Annotated in this window: 24 protein-coding genes; 5 read left to right on the top strand and 19 right to left on the bottom strand. The window is 41.3% G+C overall.

The features are described from left to right. Positions 1-23: 23 nt before the first annotated feature. The 7 genes from A7456_RS07540 to trmA all read right to left on the bottom strand — a co-directional run bounded on the left by A7456_RS07540 (position 24) and on the right by trmA (position 4239). Entirely contained in the window at positions 24-788 is a 765-nt protein-coding gene (locus tag A7456_RS07540; protein WP_067009228.1) for a phospholipase D family protein, read from the bottom strand. Further along, positions 773-1003 carry a hypothetical protein gene (locus tag A7456_RS07535; protein WP_145916102.1) on the bottom strand — a complete coding sequence of 77 codons (231 nt, stop codon included), beginning with the start codon at positions 1001-1003 and terminating at the stop codon, positions 773-775. The genes A7456_RS07540 and A7456_RS07535 overlap by 16 nt, the downstream gene beginning before the upstream one ends. Continuing rightward, the gene (locus A7456_RS11205; protein WP_145916101.1) at positions 993-1175 is read right to left on the bottom strand and encodes a hypothetical protein; all 183 of its coding nucleotides are present in this window, start codon (positions 1173-1175) and stop codon (positions 993-995) included. The genes A7456_RS07535 and A7456_RS11205 overlap by 11 nt, the downstream gene beginning before the upstream one ends. Before the next feature lie 10 nt (positions 1176-1185). Further along, the gene (locus A7456_RS11460; RefSeq protein ID WP_158512509.1) at positions 1186-1359 is read right to left on the bottom strand and encodes a hypothetical protein; all 174 of its coding nucleotides are present in this window, start codon (positions 1357-1359) and stop codon (positions 1186-1188) included. A 74-nt stretch (positions 1360-1433) separates the two neighbouring features. Then, positions 1434-1919, bottom strand: a complete 486-nt coding sequence (locus A7456_RS07525) for a DUF1877 family protein (RefSeq protein WP_067009219.1) — start codon at positions 1917-1919, stop codon at positions 1434-1436. A 41-nt stretch (positions 1920-1960) separates the two neighbouring features. Next, the gene (prfA, locus tag A7456_RS07520; protein ID WP_067009926.1) at positions 1961-3043 is read right to left on the bottom strand and encodes a peptide chain release factor 1; all 1083 of its coding nucleotides are present in this window, start codon (positions 3041-3043) and stop codon (positions 1961-1963) included. Between the two features lie 62 nt (positions 3044-3105). Continuing rightward, positions 3106-4239 (bottom strand): tRNA (uridine(54)-C5)-methyltransferase TrmA, encoded by a 1134-nt coding sequence (gene trmA, locus A7456_RS07515; protein ID WP_067009216.1) that lies wholly within the window; start codon positions 4237-4239, stop codon positions 3106-3108. Between the two features lie 108 nt (positions 4240-4347). On the opposite strand from trmA, the gene A7456_RS07510 reads away from it, so the two are divergent. Next, positions 4348-4866: an AAA family ATPase gene (locus A7456_RS07510; RefSeq protein WP_067009214.1), complete on the top strand. Its 519-nt coding sequence runs from the start codon at positions 4348-4350 to the stop codon at positions 4864-4866. Positions 4867-4949: 83 nt separating this feature from the next. Here the strand turns inward: A7456_RS07510 and A7456_RS07505 are convergent, their stop codons facing one another. After that, positions 4950-6095 (bottom strand): beta-ketoacyl-ACP synthase III, encoded by a 1146-nt coding sequence (locus tag A7456_RS07505; protein WP_067009211.1) that lies wholly within the window; start codon positions 6093-6095, stop codon positions 4950-4952. A 337-nt stretch (positions 6096-6432) separates the two neighbouring features. Here A7456_RS07505 and A7456_RS07500 point away from each other — a divergent pair, with 337 nt between their 5' ends. Beyond that, a complete protein-coding gene (locus A7456_RS07500; protein WP_067009208.1) occupies positions 6433-7830 on the top strand; it encodes a DUF3482 domain-containing protein in 1398 nt (465 codons plus the stop codon). Positions 7831-7867: 37 nt separating this feature from the next. Here the strand turns inward: A7456_RS07500 and A7456_RS11940 are convergent, their stop codons facing one another. After that, positions 7868-8002 carry a hypothetical protein gene (locus tag A7456_RS11940; protein ID WP_265091061.1) on the bottom strand — a complete coding sequence of 45 codons (135 nt, stop codon included), beginning with the start codon at positions 8000-8002 and terminating at the stop codon, positions 7868-7870. Between the two features lie 366 nt (positions 8003-8368). Here A7456_RS11940 and A7456_RS07495 point away from each other — a divergent pair, with 366 nt between their 5' ends. Further along, positions 8369-8644, top strand: coding sequence for a hypothetical protein (locus A7456_RS07495; RefSeq protein ID WP_067009205.1), 276 nt, complete (start codon positions 8369-8371; stop codon positions 8642-8644). Between the two features lie 158 nt (positions 8645-8802). Beyond that, the gene (dusA, locus tag A7456_RS07490; RefSeq protein WP_067009202.1) at positions 8803-9789 is read left to right on the top strand and encodes a tRNA dihydrouridine(20/20a) synthase DusA; all 987 of its coding nucleotides are present in this window, start codon (positions 8803-8805) and stop codon (positions 9787-9789) included. Positions 9790-9833: 44 nt separating this feature from the next. On the opposite strand, the gene A7456_RS07485 is transcribed toward dusA, so the two are convergent. Further along, positions 9834-10628 (bottom strand): cytochrome C assembly family protein, encoded by a 795-nt coding sequence (locus A7456_RS07485; protein ID WP_197940338.1) that lies wholly within the window; start codon positions 10626-10628, stop codon positions 9834-9836. 119 nt (positions 10629-10747) lie between these two features. On the opposite strand from A7456_RS07485, the gene ffh reads away from it, so the two are divergent. Continuing rightward, positions 10748-12298: a signal recognition particle protein gene (gene ffh / locus A7456_RS07480; RefSeq protein WP_066887357.1), complete on the top strand. Its 1551-nt coding sequence runs from the start codon at positions 10748-10750 to the stop codon at positions 12296-12298. Between the two features lie 74 nt (positions 12299-12372). Here the strand turns inward: ffh and pyrF are convergent, their stop codons facing one another. The 9 genes from pyrF to A7456_RS07435 form a co-directional block, all read right to left on the bottom strand. Further along, on the bottom strand, positions 12373-13086 hold the full coding sequence (gene pyrF, locus A7456_RS07475; RefSeq protein ID WP_067009199.1) for an orotidine-5'-phosphate decarboxylase: 714 nt from the start codon (positions 13084-13086) through the stop codon (positions 12373-12375). A gap of 26 nt (positions 13087-13112) precedes the next feature. Beyond that, positions 13113-13490, bottom strand: coding sequence for a LapA family protein (locus A7456_RS07470; protein ID WP_066887351.1), 378 nt, complete (start codon positions 13488-13490; stop codon positions 13113-13115). Between the two features lie 7 nt (positions 13491-13497). Then, positions 13498-13836, bottom strand: a complete 339-nt coding sequence (locus A7456_RS07465; protein WP_197940235.1) for an integration host factor subunit beta — start codon at positions 13834-13836, stop codon at positions 13498-13500. A 186-nt stretch (positions 13837-14022) separates the two neighbouring features. Next, complete coding sequence (rpsA, locus tag A7456_RS07460) at positions 14023-15696, bottom strand: 30S ribosomal protein S1 (RefSeq protein ID WP_169816059.1); 1674 nt, start codon at positions 15694-15696, stop codon at positions 14023-14025. A gap of 145 nt (positions 15697-15841) precedes the next feature. Next, positions 15842-16315: a GNAT family N-acetyltransferase gene (locus A7456_RS07455; RefSeq protein ID WP_067009196.1), complete on the bottom strand. Its 474-nt coding sequence runs from the start codon at positions 16313-16315 to the stop codon at positions 15842-15844. Next, positions 16312-17031 carry a (d)CMP kinase gene (cmk, locus tag A7456_RS07450; protein WP_067009193.1) on the bottom strand — a complete coding sequence of 240 codons (720 nt, stop codon included), beginning with the start codon at positions 17029-17031 and terminating at the stop codon, positions 16312-16314. Before cmk ends, A7456_RS07455 begins: the two co-directional genes overlap by 4 nt. A 97-nt stretch (positions 17032-17128) precedes the next feature. Further along, positions 17129-17665: a tRNA adenosine(34) deaminase TadA gene (gene tadA / locus A7456_RS07445; RefSeq protein ID WP_067009923.1), complete on the bottom strand. Its 537-nt coding sequence runs from the start codon at positions 17663-17665 to the stop codon at positions 17129-17131. 17 nt (positions 17666-17682) lie between these two features. Further along, positions 17683-18402 carry a uracil-DNA glycosylase gene (gene ung, locus A7456_RS07440; protein WP_145916114.1) on the bottom strand — a complete coding sequence of 240 codons (720 nt, stop codon included), beginning with the start codon at positions 18400-18402 and terminating at the stop codon, positions 17683-17685. Between the two features lie 178 nt (positions 18403-18580). Beyond that, the gene (locus tag A7456_RS07435; protein ID WP_067009187.1) at positions 18581-19537 is read right to left on the bottom strand and encodes an RDD family protein; all 957 of its coding nucleotides are present in this window, start codon (positions 19535-19537) and stop codon (positions 18581-18583) included. Between the last annotated feature and the right edge of the window lie 104 nt (positions 19538-19641).

The raw sequence follows: 19641 nt of genomic DNA, 5'->3' as shown, positions 1-19641 counted from the left end.
AATTGAATTAAATAAAATAAAAATTAGCGTTTAAATAAGTTTTTTAACTTATCAGCAAAACTTTGTTTTTCATCTTCAAAAGAAATATCCAAATCTACTGACCAAACAATAAAATAGCCATATTGACCTTTTTTGACTTCACCGCCAACTTCACGACCTTTATCGGTTAAAAAGGTATTTTTGCCCTTTAATTCAATATAGCCATTTTCAGAAAGTAGTTTGGTAAATTCATTGCTATCAATACCAAATTTCTCAGCAAGTTTGGCGGTTGTGATTTTATCGTAATCTCTTGATTTGGAATGACTTTCGGTTTTTGGTTTTTCTTGATAAGTGGTAGATTTTTCAGTATCTGCTGACAATCTCACTTCTTCACTAATTCTAATAATGCGTTGCACTTCATCATAAGTATCGGCATATAAATGACCGTCATCATTTTTATTGATAAGCACGCCCATTTCATTATTATTCACTTGGCTAAATTCATACAAATTTAGACTAGTAATAATACACTCGTGTTCATTTAAGTAGCATTTGGCGTGTAAATTTTTACAAAAGCTGGTACGCACAAAGGTTAAATCTTTTAACCAATTAATTTCTTGTGGCGATAATTCACTTTTGCCATAAACGATGCGAATGTCAATTTTTAGGCGGTTTTTGTCTTTCAACAATTCCTTAATGCGTTCATTAAATTGCAAATAAGGACTGATTAAAACAAGTCTGTCGGTTGCCTTTTTAATCAATTCTTCCAAATGGTAAGTTGTACCACTGGTATTTAAAAATTTTGCCATAAATTATTCCTGTTTGTTTTTGGCTTGTTGTTCTGCCATTCTGTAAAAATTTGATTGACAATATCGGTTTTATTGCCATAAAACCAACTGGCAATTTCTTCATCAAGTTTTGAGTCAAACATAGCATCAATATCAATATTTACATTTGGATTTTCTTTAAGCATAAACCCAAAATTTAATTGGCGTTTTGTATTGATTTCATCATCAGTCCACACACAAAAACCCACCAAATTGACCTTTATTGACCGTGCCATAACAACCAAATGGCACATTATTGCTTGGGCATACGCCTTTGACAAGTGTGCCGTCCATCAGTAACACACCGCCCTGCTTGGCATTGACTACCGTCCGTACACACTTTTTCTTTGTCGGTAAATTCCACCACACAAAAATCAAATTATCCTAATCCTCGTGGGCTAATTTTTTCACCTTGTCTTTGGCATTTGGCAATCTCGCTAGGGGTTGCGGTTTTGCCTTGTGGGTGTTTGATGTCTTTGGCAGTTAAAGGTTTATTAGCCAATAGGGTTTGGTTTATTGGTTTTGGCGTCTCGTTATTTGTTTTATTATCCATTTTCAAGTGATTTTGGGTACAAGCCGATAGCAAACCAATCAACGAAAAGTAAAAGATTTTTTTAAGCATTTTGATTATCCAATATATGATAAAACCACATAGCTTTTATCTGATGCTATTTGATAAAATTTAACAAGATTGGCAAAATAATCTTGCAAACCTTCTTTAATATCATCAATTTCATTGTCATCGTCCCAAACATTTGGATAAATTTCGGCTTTTGATAATTCTTTAAAATCTACTTGTTTAATCAATTCTAAAAAATTAATTTTTTGTAATTCAACCGCTAATTGATTAACGGTTTCCACCTTATTATAATTGGTTGGAAAATCGCCATCTTCGGCAACTTCTGGGTTCAAACAATCTTCACCAAAAATCACATATTCTAGCACTTTATGGTTTATTTCATTATTTTTAATGGAATTTAAAATAAAATTTAAACCGTACCACATTTTATCCAAACTGCAAGTCGGATAATCATCACTTTCAAATTCTTCATCATTAAGATAATCATCAATTTTATCACTTGGTAAAGCAATCAAATCACAATACATACCCATAACAATTCTCCAAAAAAGTTAATTTACAAATTATTCGCCACTCAATTCTCGCCACTCACACTTGCCATCAAATCAGCTTGATGTTCACGCAACAGTGCCTCTAACAACTCATCCAAATCCCCCTCCATGATGGCATCTAATTTATACAAGGTCAGATTGATGCGGTGATCAGTCATTCGCCCTTGCGGAAAGTTATACGTACGGATGCGTTCGGAGCGGTCTCCTGAACCCACTAAATTTCGTCTCATGTCGCTTGTGGCATCAAGTTGGGCTTGGACTTTGGCTTGTTGGATTTTGGCAACAAGCATTTTCATCGCTTTGTCTTTGTTAGCATGCTGTGAGCGTTCTTGTTGGCACTCGGCAACCACGCCTGTGGGAATGTGCGTGATTCGTACGGCAGAATCGGTGGTATTGACGTGCTGACCGCCCGCCCCACTTGACCGATAAGTGTCAATGCGTAAATCGGCGGGGTTGATATCAACAGCATCATCAAGTTCAACTTCGGGCATAATCGCAACCGTACAAGCGGAGGTATGCACACGCCCCTGCGACTCTGTGGCTGGTACACGCTGAACCCGATGAGCGCCGCTTTCAAATTTGAGTCGTCCATACACCCCAACGCCCGACACTCGGCTAATGATTTCTTTATAACCCCCATGCTCGCCATCGCTTGCAGAGAGCACTTCCACTTGCCAACCTTGGCTTTGGGCGTATTTTTGGTACATACGAAATAAATCGCCACTAAATATCGCCGCCTCATCACCGCCTGTCCCTGCTCGGATTTCCAAAAAGGCAGTCGCTTTGTCGCTTGGGTCTTTGGGTAACATCATGACATTGAGCATTTCGGTCAATTCATTGATATTTGATTTTGCAATTTCAATCTCATCTTGTGCCAGCTCTTTCATATCAGGGTCGCCAAGCATTTCACTTGCGACCTCTAAGTCCTTTTCGGCTTGGCAAAACCTACCCCAAACCTCCACAAGTTCGGACAAATCACTATGCTCAACCGACAGTTCACGGAATTTTTTACTGTCAGATAGGGTCTCTGGGTCGGACAATAAGGCGGTAACCTCTTCAAATCTGTCCGTCATTTGGTCTAGGCGGTGGCGTAGGGATTCTTTCATGGTGATTATCTGATGATTAAATGTGATATTTTGCCATAAATTGGTAAATTTTGCCAATGTTTTTAACGTCTTGCTAGCCATACCCCACTTTCTATATGGTGTGTATAGGCAAATTGGTCAAATAAGGCAAAGCGTTTTATTTTGTGGGTGTGATTTAGTGATTGTAGGTTTTCAAATAAAGTATCTGGATTGCACGATATATAGATGATATTATCAAAATCTGCCAAAATTTTTAAGGTTTCATCATCAATCCCTGCTCGTGGTGGGTCTACAAAGACGGTATTAAAATCATAGGATTTAATATCAATATCACTCTTGGCTAATCGTCTAAATTCACGCTCACCATGATAAGCCTGACTAAATTCTTGGGCAGATAAACGAGCGATGGCGATATTGTTAATATTATTATAATCAATCGCCCATTTGGCGGCATTAACCGATGATTTTGCCATTTCAGTTGCCAGAACTTGATTAAAATATCCAGATAATGGCAAAGTAAAATTAGCATTACCACAATATAATTCTAACAAATCTTTTTTATCATGTTGGCTAATCTTATCCGCTACATCACAGGCGAAGTTTAGCATATGACGGCATACATGAGCATTGGGCTGACTAAATCCTCCCTCTATTTGCTGGTAATAAAATGCTTGCTTTTGCCCTCTGACATCAACATTCATTTTTTCAATGACAAAATCATCGGTAAGTACCAATTTTTGTCCACGGCTTCGCCCAATGAGTTTGATATTTAATTTGTCCGCCAATGCCTTTGCCAGTATTTGCCAATCATCATCCAGCTTTTTGTGATAAATGAGTGTCACAAGCATTTGTCCGTGTAAAGTATGCAAAAAATCAATTTGAAATAGTTTATCTTTTAATAAGCTGTTTTGTTTTAATTCATTTAATAAAACAGGCATCAGCTCGTTGATAGCACGACTGGCAATCGCAAAATCGGTAATTTTAATCACTTTTTTTGATTTACCGTCTCGCTCAAACATTGCATAAAACATATCATCCGCCCCATCTTTATCGGTATGCCAAATCCTAAATTCGGCACGCTGGCGAAAATGACTGATGGGTGATTCGTAAACTTCTAAGGCAGGTGGATTGAAGGGAGCAAATTGGGCGGTTATGCGGTCAATTTTGGCGGATAATTGAGCGTGATAATTATCGTGTGTAAAGGCAGTGTGTTTCATGATGGTATGATGGCAATAAAACCACCATTTTATAAAAATATTCGCCAAAAAGCAAATGGCAAGTTATAATGGTGTTTTTATACATGCACACAAGATAAAATAATCAAAATGCCCATCAAAAAAATTCTACTCATCGGTGCTGAATGCACTGGCAAATCCACGCTTGTCCACGCCCTAGCGGATAAATATAACACCACTTATACATCTGAATATCTGCGTACCTACCTAGAACAAAAACCAAAAAAGCACATCTGTACTTTTGATGATTTAACCCCCATCGCACAGGGACAAATGGACAGCGAAAAGCACGCCATCGCTACTGCCAATCATTATTGTTTTATAGACACATCGTTATTGTTATTACACATTTATAGTCAGCATTATTTTAATAAAACACCTGATATTATTTTGGATAATTTAAATGGGCGATATGATCTGATTTTAGTAACCGATGACATTGGTATCAGATGGATAGATGATGGCATGAGAGATTTACCCAATGGACGCAAACAAATGCGACAAATAATCATTAAAGAATTAGAAAACCGCCAATTAAATTATCACGCCATTTCAGGGAATTTGGATGATAGAATAAAACAGGTTGGAGAATTGTTAAAAACACTTTAACTGAGCGATAATACAAATAAAAAAGAGCGACAATCATCCGCCCTTTTAACCATCTTGTGTTATCATATCGTGCTGATGAATCATCAAACTTTTTTGACAATCACCGAACCGATAGAATACCCTGCCCCAAATGAACAAATCACCGCCAAATCACCACTGGCGATACCATCTTGACAGCGATGAAAGGCAATCATCGGACTTGCCGAACTGGTGTTACCAAACTCATCAATGACAATCGGGGCGATGGATTTATCCGCATCCTTACCCATCACGGTGCGTAAAATAAGGTCAATCATGTTAATGTTGGCTTGGTGTAGCCACAGTTTTTTGACTTTGTCGGTACTGATGTTATTTTCTGCCAAATGCGTGCTGATGATTTCAGACACTTTTGGGCAGACCTCACGAAAAACCTTACGCCCCTCTTGTAAGAAAAGTTTGTCGGTAACAGGCTCATTTAGGTCAGGGTACATGGACGTTTTGGCGTGCAAAAACTCACTTCTGTCCATAAAACCAAATTCGTTTTTGATGTTGGTTGAAAACTCTGTCCACAGCTTGCTATCTAGTATCTCATAGCCTGTTGGCGTGTCAGTTTCTTCGATGATGGTCGCTGCTGCCACATCACCAAAAATAAAGTGGCTATCACGATTACGCCAGTTAAGATGAGCGGAGGTAATCTCCACATTAACCACAGCAATACGTTTGCCCAACCCTGCCTTAATCAAGCCTACCGCTTGGGCGATACCAAAAGTTGCCGCACTACACGCCACATTGGTATCAAAGGCAAATCCCCCCATCATACCTACCGCACTTTGAATCTCAATGGCAATGGCAGGATAGACGCGTTGAAAATTAGAACAAGCACAGATGACCCCATCCAAATCCGCCCCCGTCAGTCCTGCACTGGCTAAGGCTTGATTAAGTGCGTCTACCCCCATCTGTGCCATGATAGACAGCTCTTCGCCCAATTTGCGAGTGGGGAAAATCGGTGCCATGACATCAGGGTCTAAAATGCCTTTTTTGTCAATGACATAGCGAGACTTAATGCCTGATGCTTTTTCAATAAATTCCACGGTAGAATGTTGCAAAGCAACTTTTTCGCCAGATTCAATGGCCTGGGCATTGACTTTGTTATAATTATCCACATAAGCATTAAATGCCGTTACTAGCTCTTCATTGCTAATCCTATCTTTGGGAATGTGTAGCCCTGTGGCGGTAATACAGATGGTCATAGACGCTCCATTTTTGAAAAATTTGGTTACATTTTAGCACACTTTTATCTAAAAAAATAGCATACATTTGTAAGCTATTTGCCATTGTTGCTTATCGGTCTTGTTGTATTATTTACCTGTTGTATTATTTACCTGTTAATATTATTTATAAGTGGCGTGGGGTTTGTGTTAATGCCTAAACCTACCTTAAATCAGCTTTTCATCATTTAAAAAGCCATTCTCACGTTTTTGATGATTTACCACACGCTGACAACTAATTTTTATCAAAAACTCATCATCTCTATCATTCTTTTGTCATTTATTTTATAATAAAGCCAATTTATCACAATGATTCATCATGCCACACCCATCTGCCATACCCATCAAACTCATCGTCATCGGACACACCAATGTTGGTAAAACATCACTCATGCGAACCCTGCTCCGAGATGGTGAATTTGGTGAGGTCAAAAATGCGTCCGCCACAACTCGCCATGTTGAAGCTGTTACACTCTACGCCAACGACAGCAAGCCTTTGATTATCCTACATGACACCCCAGGCTTAGAAGATGGCTCGGGCGTGATGGATTTTTTGCACGAACATACCGATGGGCGAGACGATGGTGTGGAGCGTTTAGAGTCTTTTTTAAAGGCGGTAGCAAACCGTGATTTCAGATTGGGCGATGATTATGGTCAAGAAGCCAAAGTCATCAATGCCCTACTTCGTGCCGATGTCGCCATTTATGTCGTGGACGTGCGTGAACCTGTGCTCTCCAAATATAAAGATGAGTTGGCGATTTTGGCAAGTTCGGGTGTGCCTGTGTTGCCTGTCTTTAACTTCATCAAAGATGAACGAGCAAACTTTGATGACTGGCGTGAAACCTTATCAAGACGAGCGTTGCATGCTTATCAGCCTTTTGATACCATCGCTTTTGATTTTAGCAGCGAGATGGCATTATGGGATAATCTGGGCACGCTCACTCACCACCCTGCCTTTGCCATTTTAAAGCACGAACGCACTAAACTGTGGCAAGACATGGCAGAGATGGGCAGTTTGATTATCGCTGATTTTCTCATTAATGTGGCAAGTTTTCACAAAAAAATTAATGAAGATGATGACCCTACGCCCACATTTACCACCATGCAACACGCCACTCGTCAAGCCTTTGATATCATGCAACAAAAGCTTTTGGCATTGTATAAATTTTATCATGTGCAGACCGAACATGGCGAACTTACCATCAAAGGCGCTAAGCAGGATATTTTTGACAGTGAACTACTTACCCGCTATGGCATTCGCACCGCCAGTGGTAGTATGGCAGGCATGATAGTTGGGGCAGGCATTGATGTGGCAACTCTTGGGGCAAGTTTGGGGCTGGGTACTGCCATTGGTAGCGTGCTTGGTGGATTATTGCCCAACAGTGGTAGCATCAAAGACAAAGTCATGGGTGTGAAGACCCTAACCATCAATGATGAGACGCTTGCCCTGCTTGCCATGCAAAGCCAAAACCTGCACCACACTCTACGCCATCTAGGGCACGCCAGTTTGGATATCGTCAGAACCTCCCATCATGACACGCTGATATGGCAAGCAAACAAACTGCCAACACCACTTAAAAAAGCTCGTGCCTATCCACATTATAGCAGTCTAGATGGGCGTTATGATGACAAAAAAGCCGTCCGCTCTGAGCTATCGGAGAAACTCGGCGATATCCTACTAAGCCATCTTGGTAACATGGAAAAGATGCCCCCATGATTTGATGTGGTTAAAAAGTATTTGTTTAATTTCTGGGTTATTCATTTTTAATCCAAAAAAACCGCTCAATTAATTCTTTCATGAATTTTGCCATGAGTGAAACAGCGTTGTCTGTGTTGTCATCTTGGATTTTATCGCCGTATTTTTTTGGTTCATGCGTGATGGCATCCATTTTCTTGTATCAATACGAAATTTGGCTCGTCCACTTTTGTAGCACAAACAAGGCATGGATTTGACCCCCATTTGGGTAGGGCTGAAAAATTAACCATCACCTTACCACAATCGCTTTTATGTCAGATTGACCAAAAAATTCTTGCCAACAAAAGCCATCACAAAAGCCGTTCTAATGATTTATATCACAAAAGCCGTTCTAATGATTTATATTGCAATAATCGGTAAATATTTTATAATACCAACACCGCCCAAAATATTTACCAAAAATCTGCCAAATACCAATACAGACAGGTTTTGGGTAAAATTTTTTTGCAAACAACCTAATTGTAAAATACAACAGTACAACAGAATGTGGAGCAGTCCCATGAAAACAACCAAAGCATTTATTGCAATTTTGATAAGCCTGTCTCTTATGAGTGCCACGCCTGCACTGGCAAAGGGTGGTAGGGGCGGTGGTAAAGCCACAAAATCCACCACAAGCTACAACACTGATGGTAGCTCATCTGGCGTTCGTACAGGTGGTAAGCGGGGCAATCAACCGTGTAGCGGTAAAAGGGGCGGTGTTAAATCGTGTACCACAGACGGCAAATTTATGTGCAATGACGGCACAATCAGCCGATCCAAAAAAGTCTGTCAATAACATTTGATTTTTAGAGCGAATACTGCCCATTTTTGATGACCTTTGGTAAGATTTTTTCCGCAATATTTTACGCAAATTTTCCGCAAAAAACTACAAAAATACGCTAAAATACTCAAAAATAATTCATAATCTTAACCTACTCAAAGGCTTACCATTCAATGCTTTCCCTGCAAAATCATTTAAAATCAAATGCTAAGAGAATATCTGTTGCCCCTATGATTGATTGGACGACAGCCGATTTTCGTTACTTTGCTCGTCTGTTTAACCGCCACATACATCTGTATACAGAAATGATAAGCACAAATGCCATTTTAAAGGGCGATGCTGATTATATTTTACGATATGACAACAGCGAACACCTTGTGGTCTTGCAACTTGGTGGGTCAAATCCAGCTCAAATGGCACAATGCGTCAAAATTGGCGATAAGATGGGTTATGATGAATTTAACATTAACGTTGGTTGCCCCTCCGACCGTGTACAACACAACAAAATCGGAGCGTGCCTGATGGCAGAACCCACTCTTGTGGGACAGATAGTACGTGCGATGAAAGAGATGACTGATAAACCCATTACTGTCAAGCATCGCATTGGCATTGATACTTTTGACAGTTATGAGTTCATGCGTGATTTTGTAGAAGTGGTGGCAAATGCTGGCTGCACTCATTTTATCGCCCACGCTCGTATTGCATGGCTAAACGGCTTATCCCCCAAAGAAAACCGAGAAATCCCTCCTCTACGCTACGATGACATTTATCGTCTAAAAGCAGAGCTTCCCCACTTGTTCATAGAAATCAATGGCGGTATTGATGATTTGACCGACATCAAAAAACACCTAAATCATGTTGATGGGGTCATGATAGGTAGGGCGTTTTATCACAATCCCATGCTCATGGGGGCATGTCATGAGTTATGGGGTGAACCCGTTCCAACACACCGTGAAATTTTACAAAATCTTTGCCTTTATCTTGAAAAAAGAGCAAGACAAGGGGCGAATTTGGCAACCTTGACACGGCATTATTTGGGATTGTTTCAAGGTTTGATGGGGGCAAGAAAATGGCGGCAAGAGCTAAGCGGTAAAGGGCATCTTAGTGTGGATGACATCAGACGAGCAGGTGAGAGTGTGCTTTGCCAAAATGGGCTGTGATGACAAGCACCAAATTTATCGGTCAGCGTTCATCCATAATGGTTTTATTTTAAAATCAGCTCCAACACCACTTTTGACCCCACAAAGCCAATGGCAAGCAGGATAAAGCCATAAATGGCAAAGTTGGATGCTTTTTTACCCCGCCAGCCAAAACAATAATGCCCCACAATAAACACCCCAAACACAAGCCACGACAGCACACTAAACACCAGTTTATGTGCCACGTGCTGAGCCATGACATCATAAGTGGCGATTAGCCCAAGTCCGATGGCAATACTTAAAATCACAAAACCCATGAGTATCATATCAAACAGCAAACTCTCCATGCTCTGCAAAGACGGCAGTTTGGCAACCCAAAAGCGGTGTATCGTCTGGTGCTTTAATTCACGAATTTGTAGACGCAAAATCACCGCTTGCACGCACGCCATCAGTAGCACGCAGTATGCTCCAAATGAGAGTAAAATATGTGTCTGCAATCCCACATTTATGTCAGTCATCGGCTGATAAGGCGCTTGTCCAAATTCACCAAAACTCATGCCAATAATGGCGGTTGGCACAGCAAGCACGCCCAGACTTAAAATGGGACGATACAGGCTAAATAATACAAAAAAGATAAGACAAAACAATCCTGTTAGACTAAGCACGTTAAAAATGTTAAAATTAAGTCCATAGAGCGTGATGATTTGTGGTGCAAGTATCACGCCATGCAAGATAATGGCAATGCTTAGAGCAGATAAAGTGGCGGTCTTAAAAATTGGCTTATTTTTAACCAAAGCATGATACAGATGAAGCCCTACTCCTGCATAAATCATCACACCAATCAGGTACAAAACGAACACAACCACCTCTTTATCATAAAATTGGTATAAAATATGCAATAATAATAGCATAATTTTTGAATTTAGCATAAAATAACCCAAATTTTTCTATCAATTCTATTAATTCTCTGGAAATCATCATGTTTGACACCTTAACCGAACGACTCTCTGGCACACTTCATAAACTGGCAGGTCAAAGCACACTGACCGAAGACAACATTAAAGATACTTTGCGTGAAGTACGCATGGCACTACTAGAAGCGGATGTAGCCTTGCCTGTAACTCGTGATTTTGTTGCCAAAGTCAAAGAACAAGCCCTCGGGCAAGAAGTACTAAAAGAACTCGCCCCAGGGCAGGCCTTTGTAAAAATCGTCTATGATGAGCTGACCGAGATGATGGGTTCGGCAAACCAAGGTTTGCAGATGACAGGCAAGCCCCCCGTGGTCTATCTGCTGGCAGGTTTACAAGGTGCAGGTAAGACCACCACCGCAGGTAAACTTGCCAAATTCCTACAAGACAAACAAAAGAAAAAAGTCATGCTTGTGTCGGCCGACGTGTATCGCCCTGCTGCCATCAATCAGCTTGAATTTGTTGCAGGGCAAGTAGGGGCAATGTTTGTACCATCTGATGTGAATGAAAACCCGATTGACATCGCTCATCGTGCCATTGAACAAGCCAAAATCCAATTTGCTGACATTCTCATCATTGACACCGCAGGTCGCCTTGCCATTGATGAGACGATGATGACCGAAATCAAAGAGCTGACCGCTGCTGTCAGCCCTACCGAGACATTGTTTGTTGTGGACTCAATGACAGGTCAAGATGCCGCCAATACCGCCAAAGCCTTTAATGATGCCTTGCCATTGACGGGTGTTATATTGACCAAAACAGATGGTGATGCTCGTGGCGGTGCTGCTTTGTCTGTGCGTGTGATTACTGGCAAACCCATTAAATTTTTGGGTCGTGGTGAAAAATTAGAAGCCTTAGAGTTGTTTCATCCTGAACGTATCGCTCAGCGTATTCTTGGCATGGGAGATGTATTGTCGTTGGTTGAAGAGGTTGAAAACAAAATTGACCGTGATAAAGCCGAACGTATGGCAAAAAAAATCCAAAAAGGCGGTGAATTTGATTTGGAAGATTTATTAACCCAGTTCCAGCAGATGAAAAACATGGGAGGAATGGCAGGATTTTTGGATAAAATGCCAGGCATGAGTGGAGCCAACATTCAAGATGCACTTGCCCAGGCCAAGCCTGAGGAGAGAGTCAAGGAAATGGAGGCATTAATTCATTCCATGACACCTTTTGAACGCCAAAACCCCGACAAAATCACCCCAAGCCGTAAACGTCGTATCGCCACAGGTTCAGGCAAACAAATCCAAGATGTTAATGCTCTGCTAAAACAGCACAAGCAAATGGCAAAAATGATGAAAATGATCAGTCGCCCCGATGGCATTGAAAAAATGATGAAAGCAGTGCAAGGGCTGACCCAAGGCATGTCTGGCGGTGGTGGCCCCTTGTTTGGTGGCAACAAACAGCAAGAATTTGCCAAAATGACAAATGACATCCATGAAATGGGGGTAGACCCCAGTACCATCAATTTGGGTATGAGTGAAGAGCAGGTTCGCCAAAAAATGAACCAATTACAAAATGCCAACAATGCGATGGGTGGTAAGTTTAAAAAGCGTTTTTAAGAGCATCAGATGACACATAAAAAACACCGTGGTCGGTGTTTTTTGTTGATAAAGGCAAAACTTGACAAACAACCTTAAATCGTCTGTAAAATCTTAGCCAGTTTCTGTCTTGGATTATCAGATTGGGTGATAGAACGTCCAATTACTAAATAATCCGAACCATTATCCAAGGCTTCTTTGGGTGTACAAATGCGTTTTTGGTCATCTTTGTCATCTTCTAACAAGCGAATGCCGGGGGTGATGAGTTTAAAATCTTGCCCAAATGTAGATTTTAAAAGAGAGGCTTCTTTGGCAGAGCAAACCACCCCATCAAGCCCTGCACGATGAGTTAGACCCGCCAATCGCATGACATGCTCATCTGGCGTGCCTTGCACTCCAAGCTCGCCGAGTGTGCTTTGCGTCATCGATGTTAGTACTGTTACCGCAATAAGCAGAGTATCATAACCACCATCATTAAGACGTGTCTTGCATAGCGTCATTGCATCAGAGCCGATGGATGCATGCACATTTACCATCCACACGCCCATATTGGCAGCCGCTAATACCGCCTGAGCCGTGGTGTTTGGGATATCATGAAATTTTAAATCCAAAAAAACCTGAAATCCACGCCCATGAAAGGCATCTATCACCTGTCTACCACAAGCAGTAAAAAGCTCTTTGCCCACTTTTAAGCGGCATAAATTTGGGTCTAAACTGTCTGCAAGTGCCAAAGCCGATGGCAGGTCATGCTTATCTACCGCAACGATGATGGGGGAGGTGCTTGAAGTGTTTGTTATATTTGCTTGCATGGTCTATCATCTTAATAAAGTAACAATCATAAAGAGTGAGTATCAGTTTCTATGGTCGTAATGGTCTTAGGAGAGGTGATTTTGGTTTCATTTGCCAAAACATGCGACTGGCGAGAATGCTCAATCACGACATTTGCTTCATCCAGCTTGGCTTGTAGTTCTGCTTTTTCCTTGTATAAACGGCGGATTTGTAGCTTATTTTGTAACACTCTAAATAGCAACACTGATAACAAAATACCGATGAACACACCCAAAGCAATGGTCAGAACAAGCAATAATCCCAAATTTGTGGTTGGTACTTGCGAAAAGAGTAAATTAACCGCAATCTCGCTATTATTGGCAAGCACCAATGCGATGGCATAACCAAAAAACAACACCAATAAGATAATGATAAATAAAGACATAAAACACCTATCTGTTATAAATATCCACACTCTCACGCAATGCTTTACCTGGCTTAAAATGCGGTACGGCTTTGGCCTTCACATACACATATTCACCCGTCTTGGGGTTACGAGCCTTGCGAGCATCACGATAATGTAAACAAAAACTACCAAAACCACGAATTTCTACTCGCTCATTCTTGACAATACTGTACGTCATCATATTCACAATCTCACGTACCGCTTCATCAACTACCAACTCTTCTAAATCATCACATTTAGATGCCACATTTGCAATCAAATCTGATTTTTTCATCACGCATTCACTGTTATGGTCAAGCTCATTTTCTTGTTTAACTTTTTGCATTTTTTCACCTTTTAAACCATGCCTTACTCAAATCCATCATAAAAAATTACCAATGAGTAAGGTTCAAGTTAAAATGTCATCATACCGCAATTTACCCAAAAATAAAATCAATTTTTTGTTACTTTTCAAATATTTAGTCTAAAAAAAGACCTTGAATTACTTCAAGGTCTTTGAATAAATCAGCACTTAGCCTCTTAGTTGGTCGGCAAAAATGTCGCCCAAAGTTTTTGGCTGATTTTCAGTGGTTGCATTTGACAGCTCTTTTAGTGCTTGACGCTCATCGGCTTCATCTTTGGCTTTGATGGACAAAGTGATGTTACGAGCCTTGCGGTCAGCACGAACGATTTTAGCTTCTATCTCATCGCCCACGTTCAATACTTTTGATGCATCTTCGGTACGCTCACGAGCAATATCAGCAGCAGCCAAATAGCCTTCTACATCATCAGCTAAGGTAATAACCGCACCTTTGGCATCCACTTCTTTGACAGTGCCTTTCACGATGGCACCACGTTCATTAGCAGATAGATATTCGTTAAATGTATCAGAGTTTAGCTGTTTGATACCTAGGCTGATACGGTTACCTTCGGCATCTACTTGTAGCACTTGGGCTTCTACGGTATCGCCTTTGGTATAGTTACGGATGGCCTCTTCACCAGACTCATTCCAAGAGATGTCAGACAGATGAACCAAACCATCAATACCGCCTTCTAAACCAATGAACAGACCAAAGTCAGTGATTGATTTGATGGTACCTGTGATTTTATCGCCTTTTGAATACTTCTTGTCAAACTCTTCCCATGGATTTGGCATGGTTTGCTTGATGCCCAAACTGATACGGCGACGTTCGCCATCAATTTCAAGCACCATGACATTCACCTCATCGCCCACTTGGACAACTTTTGATGGGTGAATATTTTTGTTAGTATGATCCATCTCAGAGACGTGTACCAAACCCTCAATACCCTCTGCAATCTCAGCAAAACAACCATAATCAGTTAGGTTAGTCACACGGGCTTTGGTGATGGTACCAACAGGATAAGTTTGCTCAACTTCGCTCCATGGGTCAGAACCAAGTTGTTTTAGACCCAAGCTAACACGATTACGCTCACGGTCAAACTTCAACACTTTAACTTTAAGTTCTTGACCGACTTCAACCGCCTCTGATGGGTGCTTGATGCGTTTCCATGCCATGTCAGTGATGTGTAGCAAGCCATCAATACCGCCCAAATCAACGAACGCACCATAATCAGTCAGGTTTTTGACGATGCCTTGAACTTCCATGCCTTCTTCTAGTTTGGCAAGCAGTTCATCACGCTCAGCACTATTTTCAGCTTCCATAACGGCACGGCGAGAGACCACAATATTATTACGAACTTTATCAATCTTGATGACTTTAAATTCTAGCTCTTTACCTTCTAGGTGAGTGGTCTCACGGATAGGACGCACATCAACCAATGAACCTGGTAGGAACGCACGCACAGAACCAATCTCAACAGTAAAGCCACCTTTAACCTTAGATGAGATAAGACCAGTAACAACCTCATCATTCTCATGAATCTGTTCAAGTGTACGCCAGCTTTCTTCACGTTTTGCTTTTTCACGAGAAAGCACTGTTTGACCCATGCCGTTATCAACTTTTTCAATAACCACATCCACAGTGTCGCCAACAGCAACTTCAAGCTCGCCCGCTTCGTTTAAAAACTCGCCACGCTCGATGATGCCTTCTGATTTTAGACCTGTGTCCACGGTAATCCAGTCGTTGTCAATTGCAACAACTTGACCTTGGATAACTGCACCAATTTCAACTTTTACTTCGTTTGCATTGCTTTGTTCAAACAGTTCAGCAAATGATACCATTATGTATACCTTAAAAATAGCCGTAGCCTGTCTAGCCAGTACGGTTCAAGTTAGGTGGCGTTGTTAAGAGATGCTAGTTTTGGCTTAACAAGCCACAAAAAAATCTTTACGATTATAACACAAAATCAGAAAAATAAACAGATTTATTTCACAAATTTAACGCATACACCCACTGCTCACCCTTTTGCCCCATAACGGTTCGTGCTTGCTTGATAAAGCCTGTTTTTTCATAGAGTCTTTGGGCGGAGACATTAGCATGATTTACCCCAAGCACAATCTCATCGCAAAGTGGGATATACGTTTTACAAAACTCTTGTAAGTATTTGAAATTCAGTGAATTTTTGGCATAGCCTTTGCCTTGACAGGCAGGATTTATGGACATAGAGCGAAGCAGGACGGCTTTGGGATTGTCGGTGTAGCGGTATTTATCCTGTCCAAAATCCAGCACAAAAAATCCCACCACCCGATGTAACTCATCATCCAAAATCACTGCCTTATAAGCATCCGCACGCTCATCATTAAGCCAATCTTGTGGCAAAGCAGTGAACTGCATTTGTTCATCATCTAGCACATAAGACAACTCATCTTGATGTGTGGTGCTAAGCGGGATAAGCGTGATCATAATTTATCCTGTGCAAACGTCAAAATCTCATCAAAAACGTCATCTGCTGATTTGTCGGAGCTGTCAATGACCAGAGCGTCCACAGCAGGGCGACTTGGAGCAACATTGCGATTCTCATCCCGTTCATCTCGGGCGATGATGTCCGCCAAAATCGCCTCATAATCTGCCACCTTGCCCGCTGTTTGTAGTTGTAAGAGTCGTCTGTTGGCACGAGCCTTACTGCTTGCGGTCAAAAATACCTTGACAGGGGCATTGGGGAAAATCACCGTTCCCATGTCTCGCCCATCCGCCACAAGCCCCCTTTTGTCTGTTGCCATATTTTTTTGCAAATCAAATAAAGCCGTCCGTACGCTTGGCAATACGGCCACTTTGGAGGCATATTTACCCACCGACTCGGTGCGAATGTCATCTGTTAGAGGTGTGCCATTCATCAAAATCTCCACTGTTTTTGTGGAAGTACTCGGATGAAAAGACAGATTTAAAGACCTGGTCAAATCAGCAATTTTTTGCTCATTTATTTTTTGCTCAGCAGTATTTTGTCCTTGGTCGTTTGTACCATCAAGTAAACCATGTTTAAACGCCATCAGTCCAACAATGCGATACAACGCACCGCTGTCTAACAGCTCAAAACCAAAATGTTCGGCAAGGCGATAAGCCACCGTGCCTTTACCTGCACCGCTTGGGCCGTCTATGGTGATGATTTTTGGGATTGTCATGGAGATTCTCTTTTAATATAAATAAATTTAGGTCAAATGATGATTTTGGTTGAGACAATTTGATATTTAATTTACCATTAATATGTTAAACAATATGTCAAACTTTATTTTGACAAATCTTTAATTTTTGTCTTTTCTTGTCCTCTCGTCTTTGTTTAAAAAATTGGCTTAACATGAGCGAACTTTCATGTGCCAACAGTCCGCCTTGGATGGCAATTAGATGATTGTAAAAAAGTTCTTTGGCAAGGTTTAACTGGCTGACCACCACCCCCGCTTTGGGTTCATACGCTCCAAACACCACACGACTGACACGAGCGTGAATGAGTGAACCAAAACACATGGTGCAAGGTTCAAGCGTTACATACAGTGTCGTATCAATCGGTAAGCGGTAATTTTGCAAGCCTTGACATGCTTGGCGAAGAGCAACAATCTCAGCGTGATGCGTAGGGTCATGCGTGCTGATTGGGCAATTAAAACCCTCGCCTAAAATCTGCCCATCATGTACCACCACTGCCCCCACAGGTATCTCACCACACCCTGCCCCATGTTTGGCAAGGATTAGGGCATGGGTCATCATAGCAACATCAGTCGGTGACCAAAATTTTAATGAGTCAAACTTTGGCAAAACAGCCATCCCATCAGAACACTCCATCATTGTGGCAAAGCCCAATCAATCGCTTTCTTGCCATGTCTGATAAGATAATCATTGGTTTTGGAAAATGGACGAGAACCAAAAAATCCGCCACGATTTGCTGATAAAGGAGATGGATGGTTGGCAGCCAATACCAAATGGCGAGAGGTGTCAATAAAACGCCCTTTTTTCTTGGCATAACTGCCCCATAAGATAAAAACCGTGCGGTCGGTTTGATGGTTAATAACATCAATCACTGCATCTGTAAATTCCTCCCAGCCCTTACCTTGATGAGAACCTGCACGCCCATCTTCTACCGTCAATGTGGCATTAAGCAAAAGCACGCCCTGATTTGCCCAGTGAGTCAAATCGCCATGCGTTGAGATAAAAATGCCCAAATCAGTTGCAAGCTCTTTTAAAATATTGCTAAGGCTTGGCGGTTTGGGAATGATTTTTGGCACGCTAAACGACAACCCCATCGCTTGCCCTGCTCCATGGTAGGGGTCTTGTCCGAGTATCACAACTTTAACAGAGGATAAGGGCGTGGTATTTAGGGCGTTAAAAATCAAAGACTTGGGCGGATAAATTGTCTTGCCCTGAATGTATTGATTTTGTAAAAAAGTACGCAAGTTATCCATGATGGGCGATAATAATATATCGGCTAAGGCAAACTTCCAATCATCGGGCAATTGCACTTTTTGTAAGGCGGTTAATTGGTCAGTGTTAAGACCGGTATTCATTTGCATATTTAACTTTTGCATATTTAAGAGATTAATAATGGATTAAAAATAGCATGACTGATTTTATTTTAATGGATTTGAAAATTAATTAAAAACAAATCCGTCATTAAATGCTGTGACTTTATCCATTTAAATGGCAAATATTTTAAATGGCAAATATTATTTAAATAAATAATCATTATTTGGTCTTATCCAGTTGTGATGGTTTGGCTTTTACCGTTAATGTTTTAGTCATTTTGTCATGCCAGCCTTGTTTTTTGTCATTGCCTTTTGCCATGATATAATTTGCCCCAAGCATTATCATCGCAGGCAATCCTGACATAACACTTGCCCCGATGACATAAAGTACAATCAAAAACAGCGTCCGCATAAAAACAAGCGTGCCAAAACTGGGTAATTTGCCTGTTTTTATATCCACAACACGAATGCCCATGACAAGTTTGCCAAACGATTGCCCACGCATGATGATAAGCAGTAGCTGAATGCCAAGCAACGCCAAAAACATAAGATTGCTTATCATGATTGTGGTGTTTGATACTTTATTTACCAAACTTTGGCTATATACTTGCAAGGCTTGATAGTCCTGAGCATGGCGTGCTATCTCATTGACATCCACAACCTGCATGAATGCCATGATGAGTGGCAACAGTGCCAAGATATACAGCCCCACGTTAATGACAAATGCCGAAAAGCGAGCCAAAATACTGGCATACTCTATCGTGCCATCATCTTTTGGCAGGCTTGCCATCCGCTCTTTGGTCGGACGGGCATTTGACTCAGTTCGGTTTGGCTCGTCATTCTGACTGGCGTTGGGGTCTTGTATGGGTTTACGCCCATAGAGTTCGGCAACAGATATCCGCTTTTGCTCAGGCTTGTCTTTAACAAAATCGACATTATCACCAAAGCCCCGCTGTTCGGGCTTGGCAGTTGGAGGTGTTGGGCTGGGCGGTGTTTGCACAGACGGCTGATAAGTATAGACCCCACCTGTCATCTGCCCCACTGGTAGCCATTCATTCATGCCTACATGCCACATCAGATCGGTCAAGGCAACCTCGCCCAATATAAGCATGCGGTTTAATTCGTCTAAGGTGTAAGGGCCTGCTTGAACGTTATTTCTTGCTAGGTAGATTTTCATGCGATGGTGTTAAGTTAGAATTTGGCTTATTCTACCACTTTTAGCCATCCATTAAAACCATAAAAATTGGTTCATATCGGCCAATAAATTTTTTGCCACAACAA

This window comes from Moraxella nonliquefaciens (assembly GCF_001679005.1).
GTDB lineage: Bacteria > Pseudomonadota > Gammaproteobacteria > Pseudomonadales > Moraxellaceae > Moraxella > Moraxella nonliquefaciens.
Note: the sequence above shows the minus strand (reverse complement) of the source record. Positions and strands in the feature narration are given on the sequence as shown.

What these genes read in the sequence shown, in the direction of transcription:
- prfA (WP_067009926.1), bottom strand. Translation starts at nt 3,043, where the DNA reads ATGAAAGAATCCCTACGCCACCGCCTAGACCAAATGACGGACAGATTT.
- ffh (WP_066887357.1), top strand. Translation starts at nt 10,748, where the DNA reads ATGTTTGACACCTTAACCGAACGACTCTCTGGCACACTTCATAAACTG.
- pyrF (WP_067009199.1), bottom strand. Translation starts at nt 13,086, where the DNA reads ATGCAAGCAAATATAACAAACACTTCAAGCACCTCCCCCATCATCGTT.
- A7456_RS07495 (WP_067009205.1), top strand. Translation starts at nt 8,369, where the DNA reads ATGAAAACAACCAAAGCATTTATTGCAATTTTGATAAGCCTGTCTCTT.
- A7456_RS07465 (WP_197940235.1), bottom strand. Translation starts at nt 13,836, where the DNA reads ATGCAAAAAGTTAAACAAGAAAATGAGCTTGACCATAACAGTGAATGC.
- trmA (WP_067009216.1), bottom strand. Translation starts at nt 4,239, where the DNA reads ATGAAACACACTGCCTTTACACACGATAATTATCACGCTCAATTATCC.
- A7456_RS07500 (WP_067009208.1), top strand. Translation starts at nt 6,433, where the DNA reads ATGCCACACCCATCTGCCATACCCATCAAACTCATCGTCATCGGACAC.
- A7456_RS07510 (WP_067009214.1), top strand. Translation starts at nt 4,348, where the DNA reads ATGCCCATCAAAAAAATTCTACTCATCGGTGCTGAATGCACTGGCAAA.
- A7456_RS11460 (WP_158512509.1), bottom strand. Translation starts at nt 1,359, where the DNA reads ATGGATAATAAAACAAATAACGAGACGCCAAAACCAATAAACCAAACC.
- A7456_RS11940 (WP_265091061.1), bottom strand. Translation starts at nt 8,002, where the DNA reads ATGGATGCCATCACGCATGAACCAAAAAAATACGGCGATAAAATCCAA.
- A7456_RS07525 (WP_067009219.1), bottom strand. Translation starts at nt 1,919, where the DNA reads ATGGGTATGTATTGTGATTTGATTGCTTTACCAAGTGATAAAATTGAT.
- ung (WP_145916114.1), bottom strand. Translation starts at nt 18,402, where the DNA reads ATGAATACCGGTCTTAACACTGACCAATTAACCGCCTTACAAAAAGTG.
- A7456_RS07435 (WP_067009187.1), bottom strand. Translation starts at nt 19,537, where the DNA reads ATGAAAATCTACCTAGCAAGAAATAACGTTCAAGCAGGCCCTTACACC.
- A7456_RS07455 (WP_067009196.1), bottom strand. Translation starts at nt 16,315, where the DNA reads ATGATCACGCTTATCCCGCTTAGCACCACACATCAAGATGAGTTGTCT.
- cmk (WP_067009193.1), bottom strand. Translation starts at nt 17,031, where the DNA reads ATGACAATCCCAAAAATCATCACCATAGACGGCCCAAGCGGTGCAGGT.
- A7456_RS07540 (WP_067009228.1), bottom strand. Translation starts at nt 788, where the DNA reads ATGGCAAAATTTTTAAATACCAGTGGTACAACTTACCATTTGGAAGAA.
- dusA (WP_067009202.1), top strand. Translation starts at nt 8,803, where the DNA reads ATGCTTTCCCTGCAAAATCATTTAAAATCAAATGCTAAGAGAATATCT.
- A7456_RS07470 (WP_066887351.1), bottom strand. Translation starts at nt 13,490, where the DNA reads ATGTCTTTATTTATCATTATCTTATTGGTGTTGTTTTTTGGTTATGCC.
- A7456_RS07505 (WP_067009211.1), bottom strand. Translation starts at nt 6,095, where the DNA reads ATGACCATCTGTATTACCGCCACAGGGCTACACATTCCCAAAGATAGG.
- tadA (WP_067009923.1), bottom strand. Translation starts at nt 17,665, where the DNA reads ATGGCTGTTTTGCCAAAGTTTGACTCATTAAAATTTTGGTCACCGACT.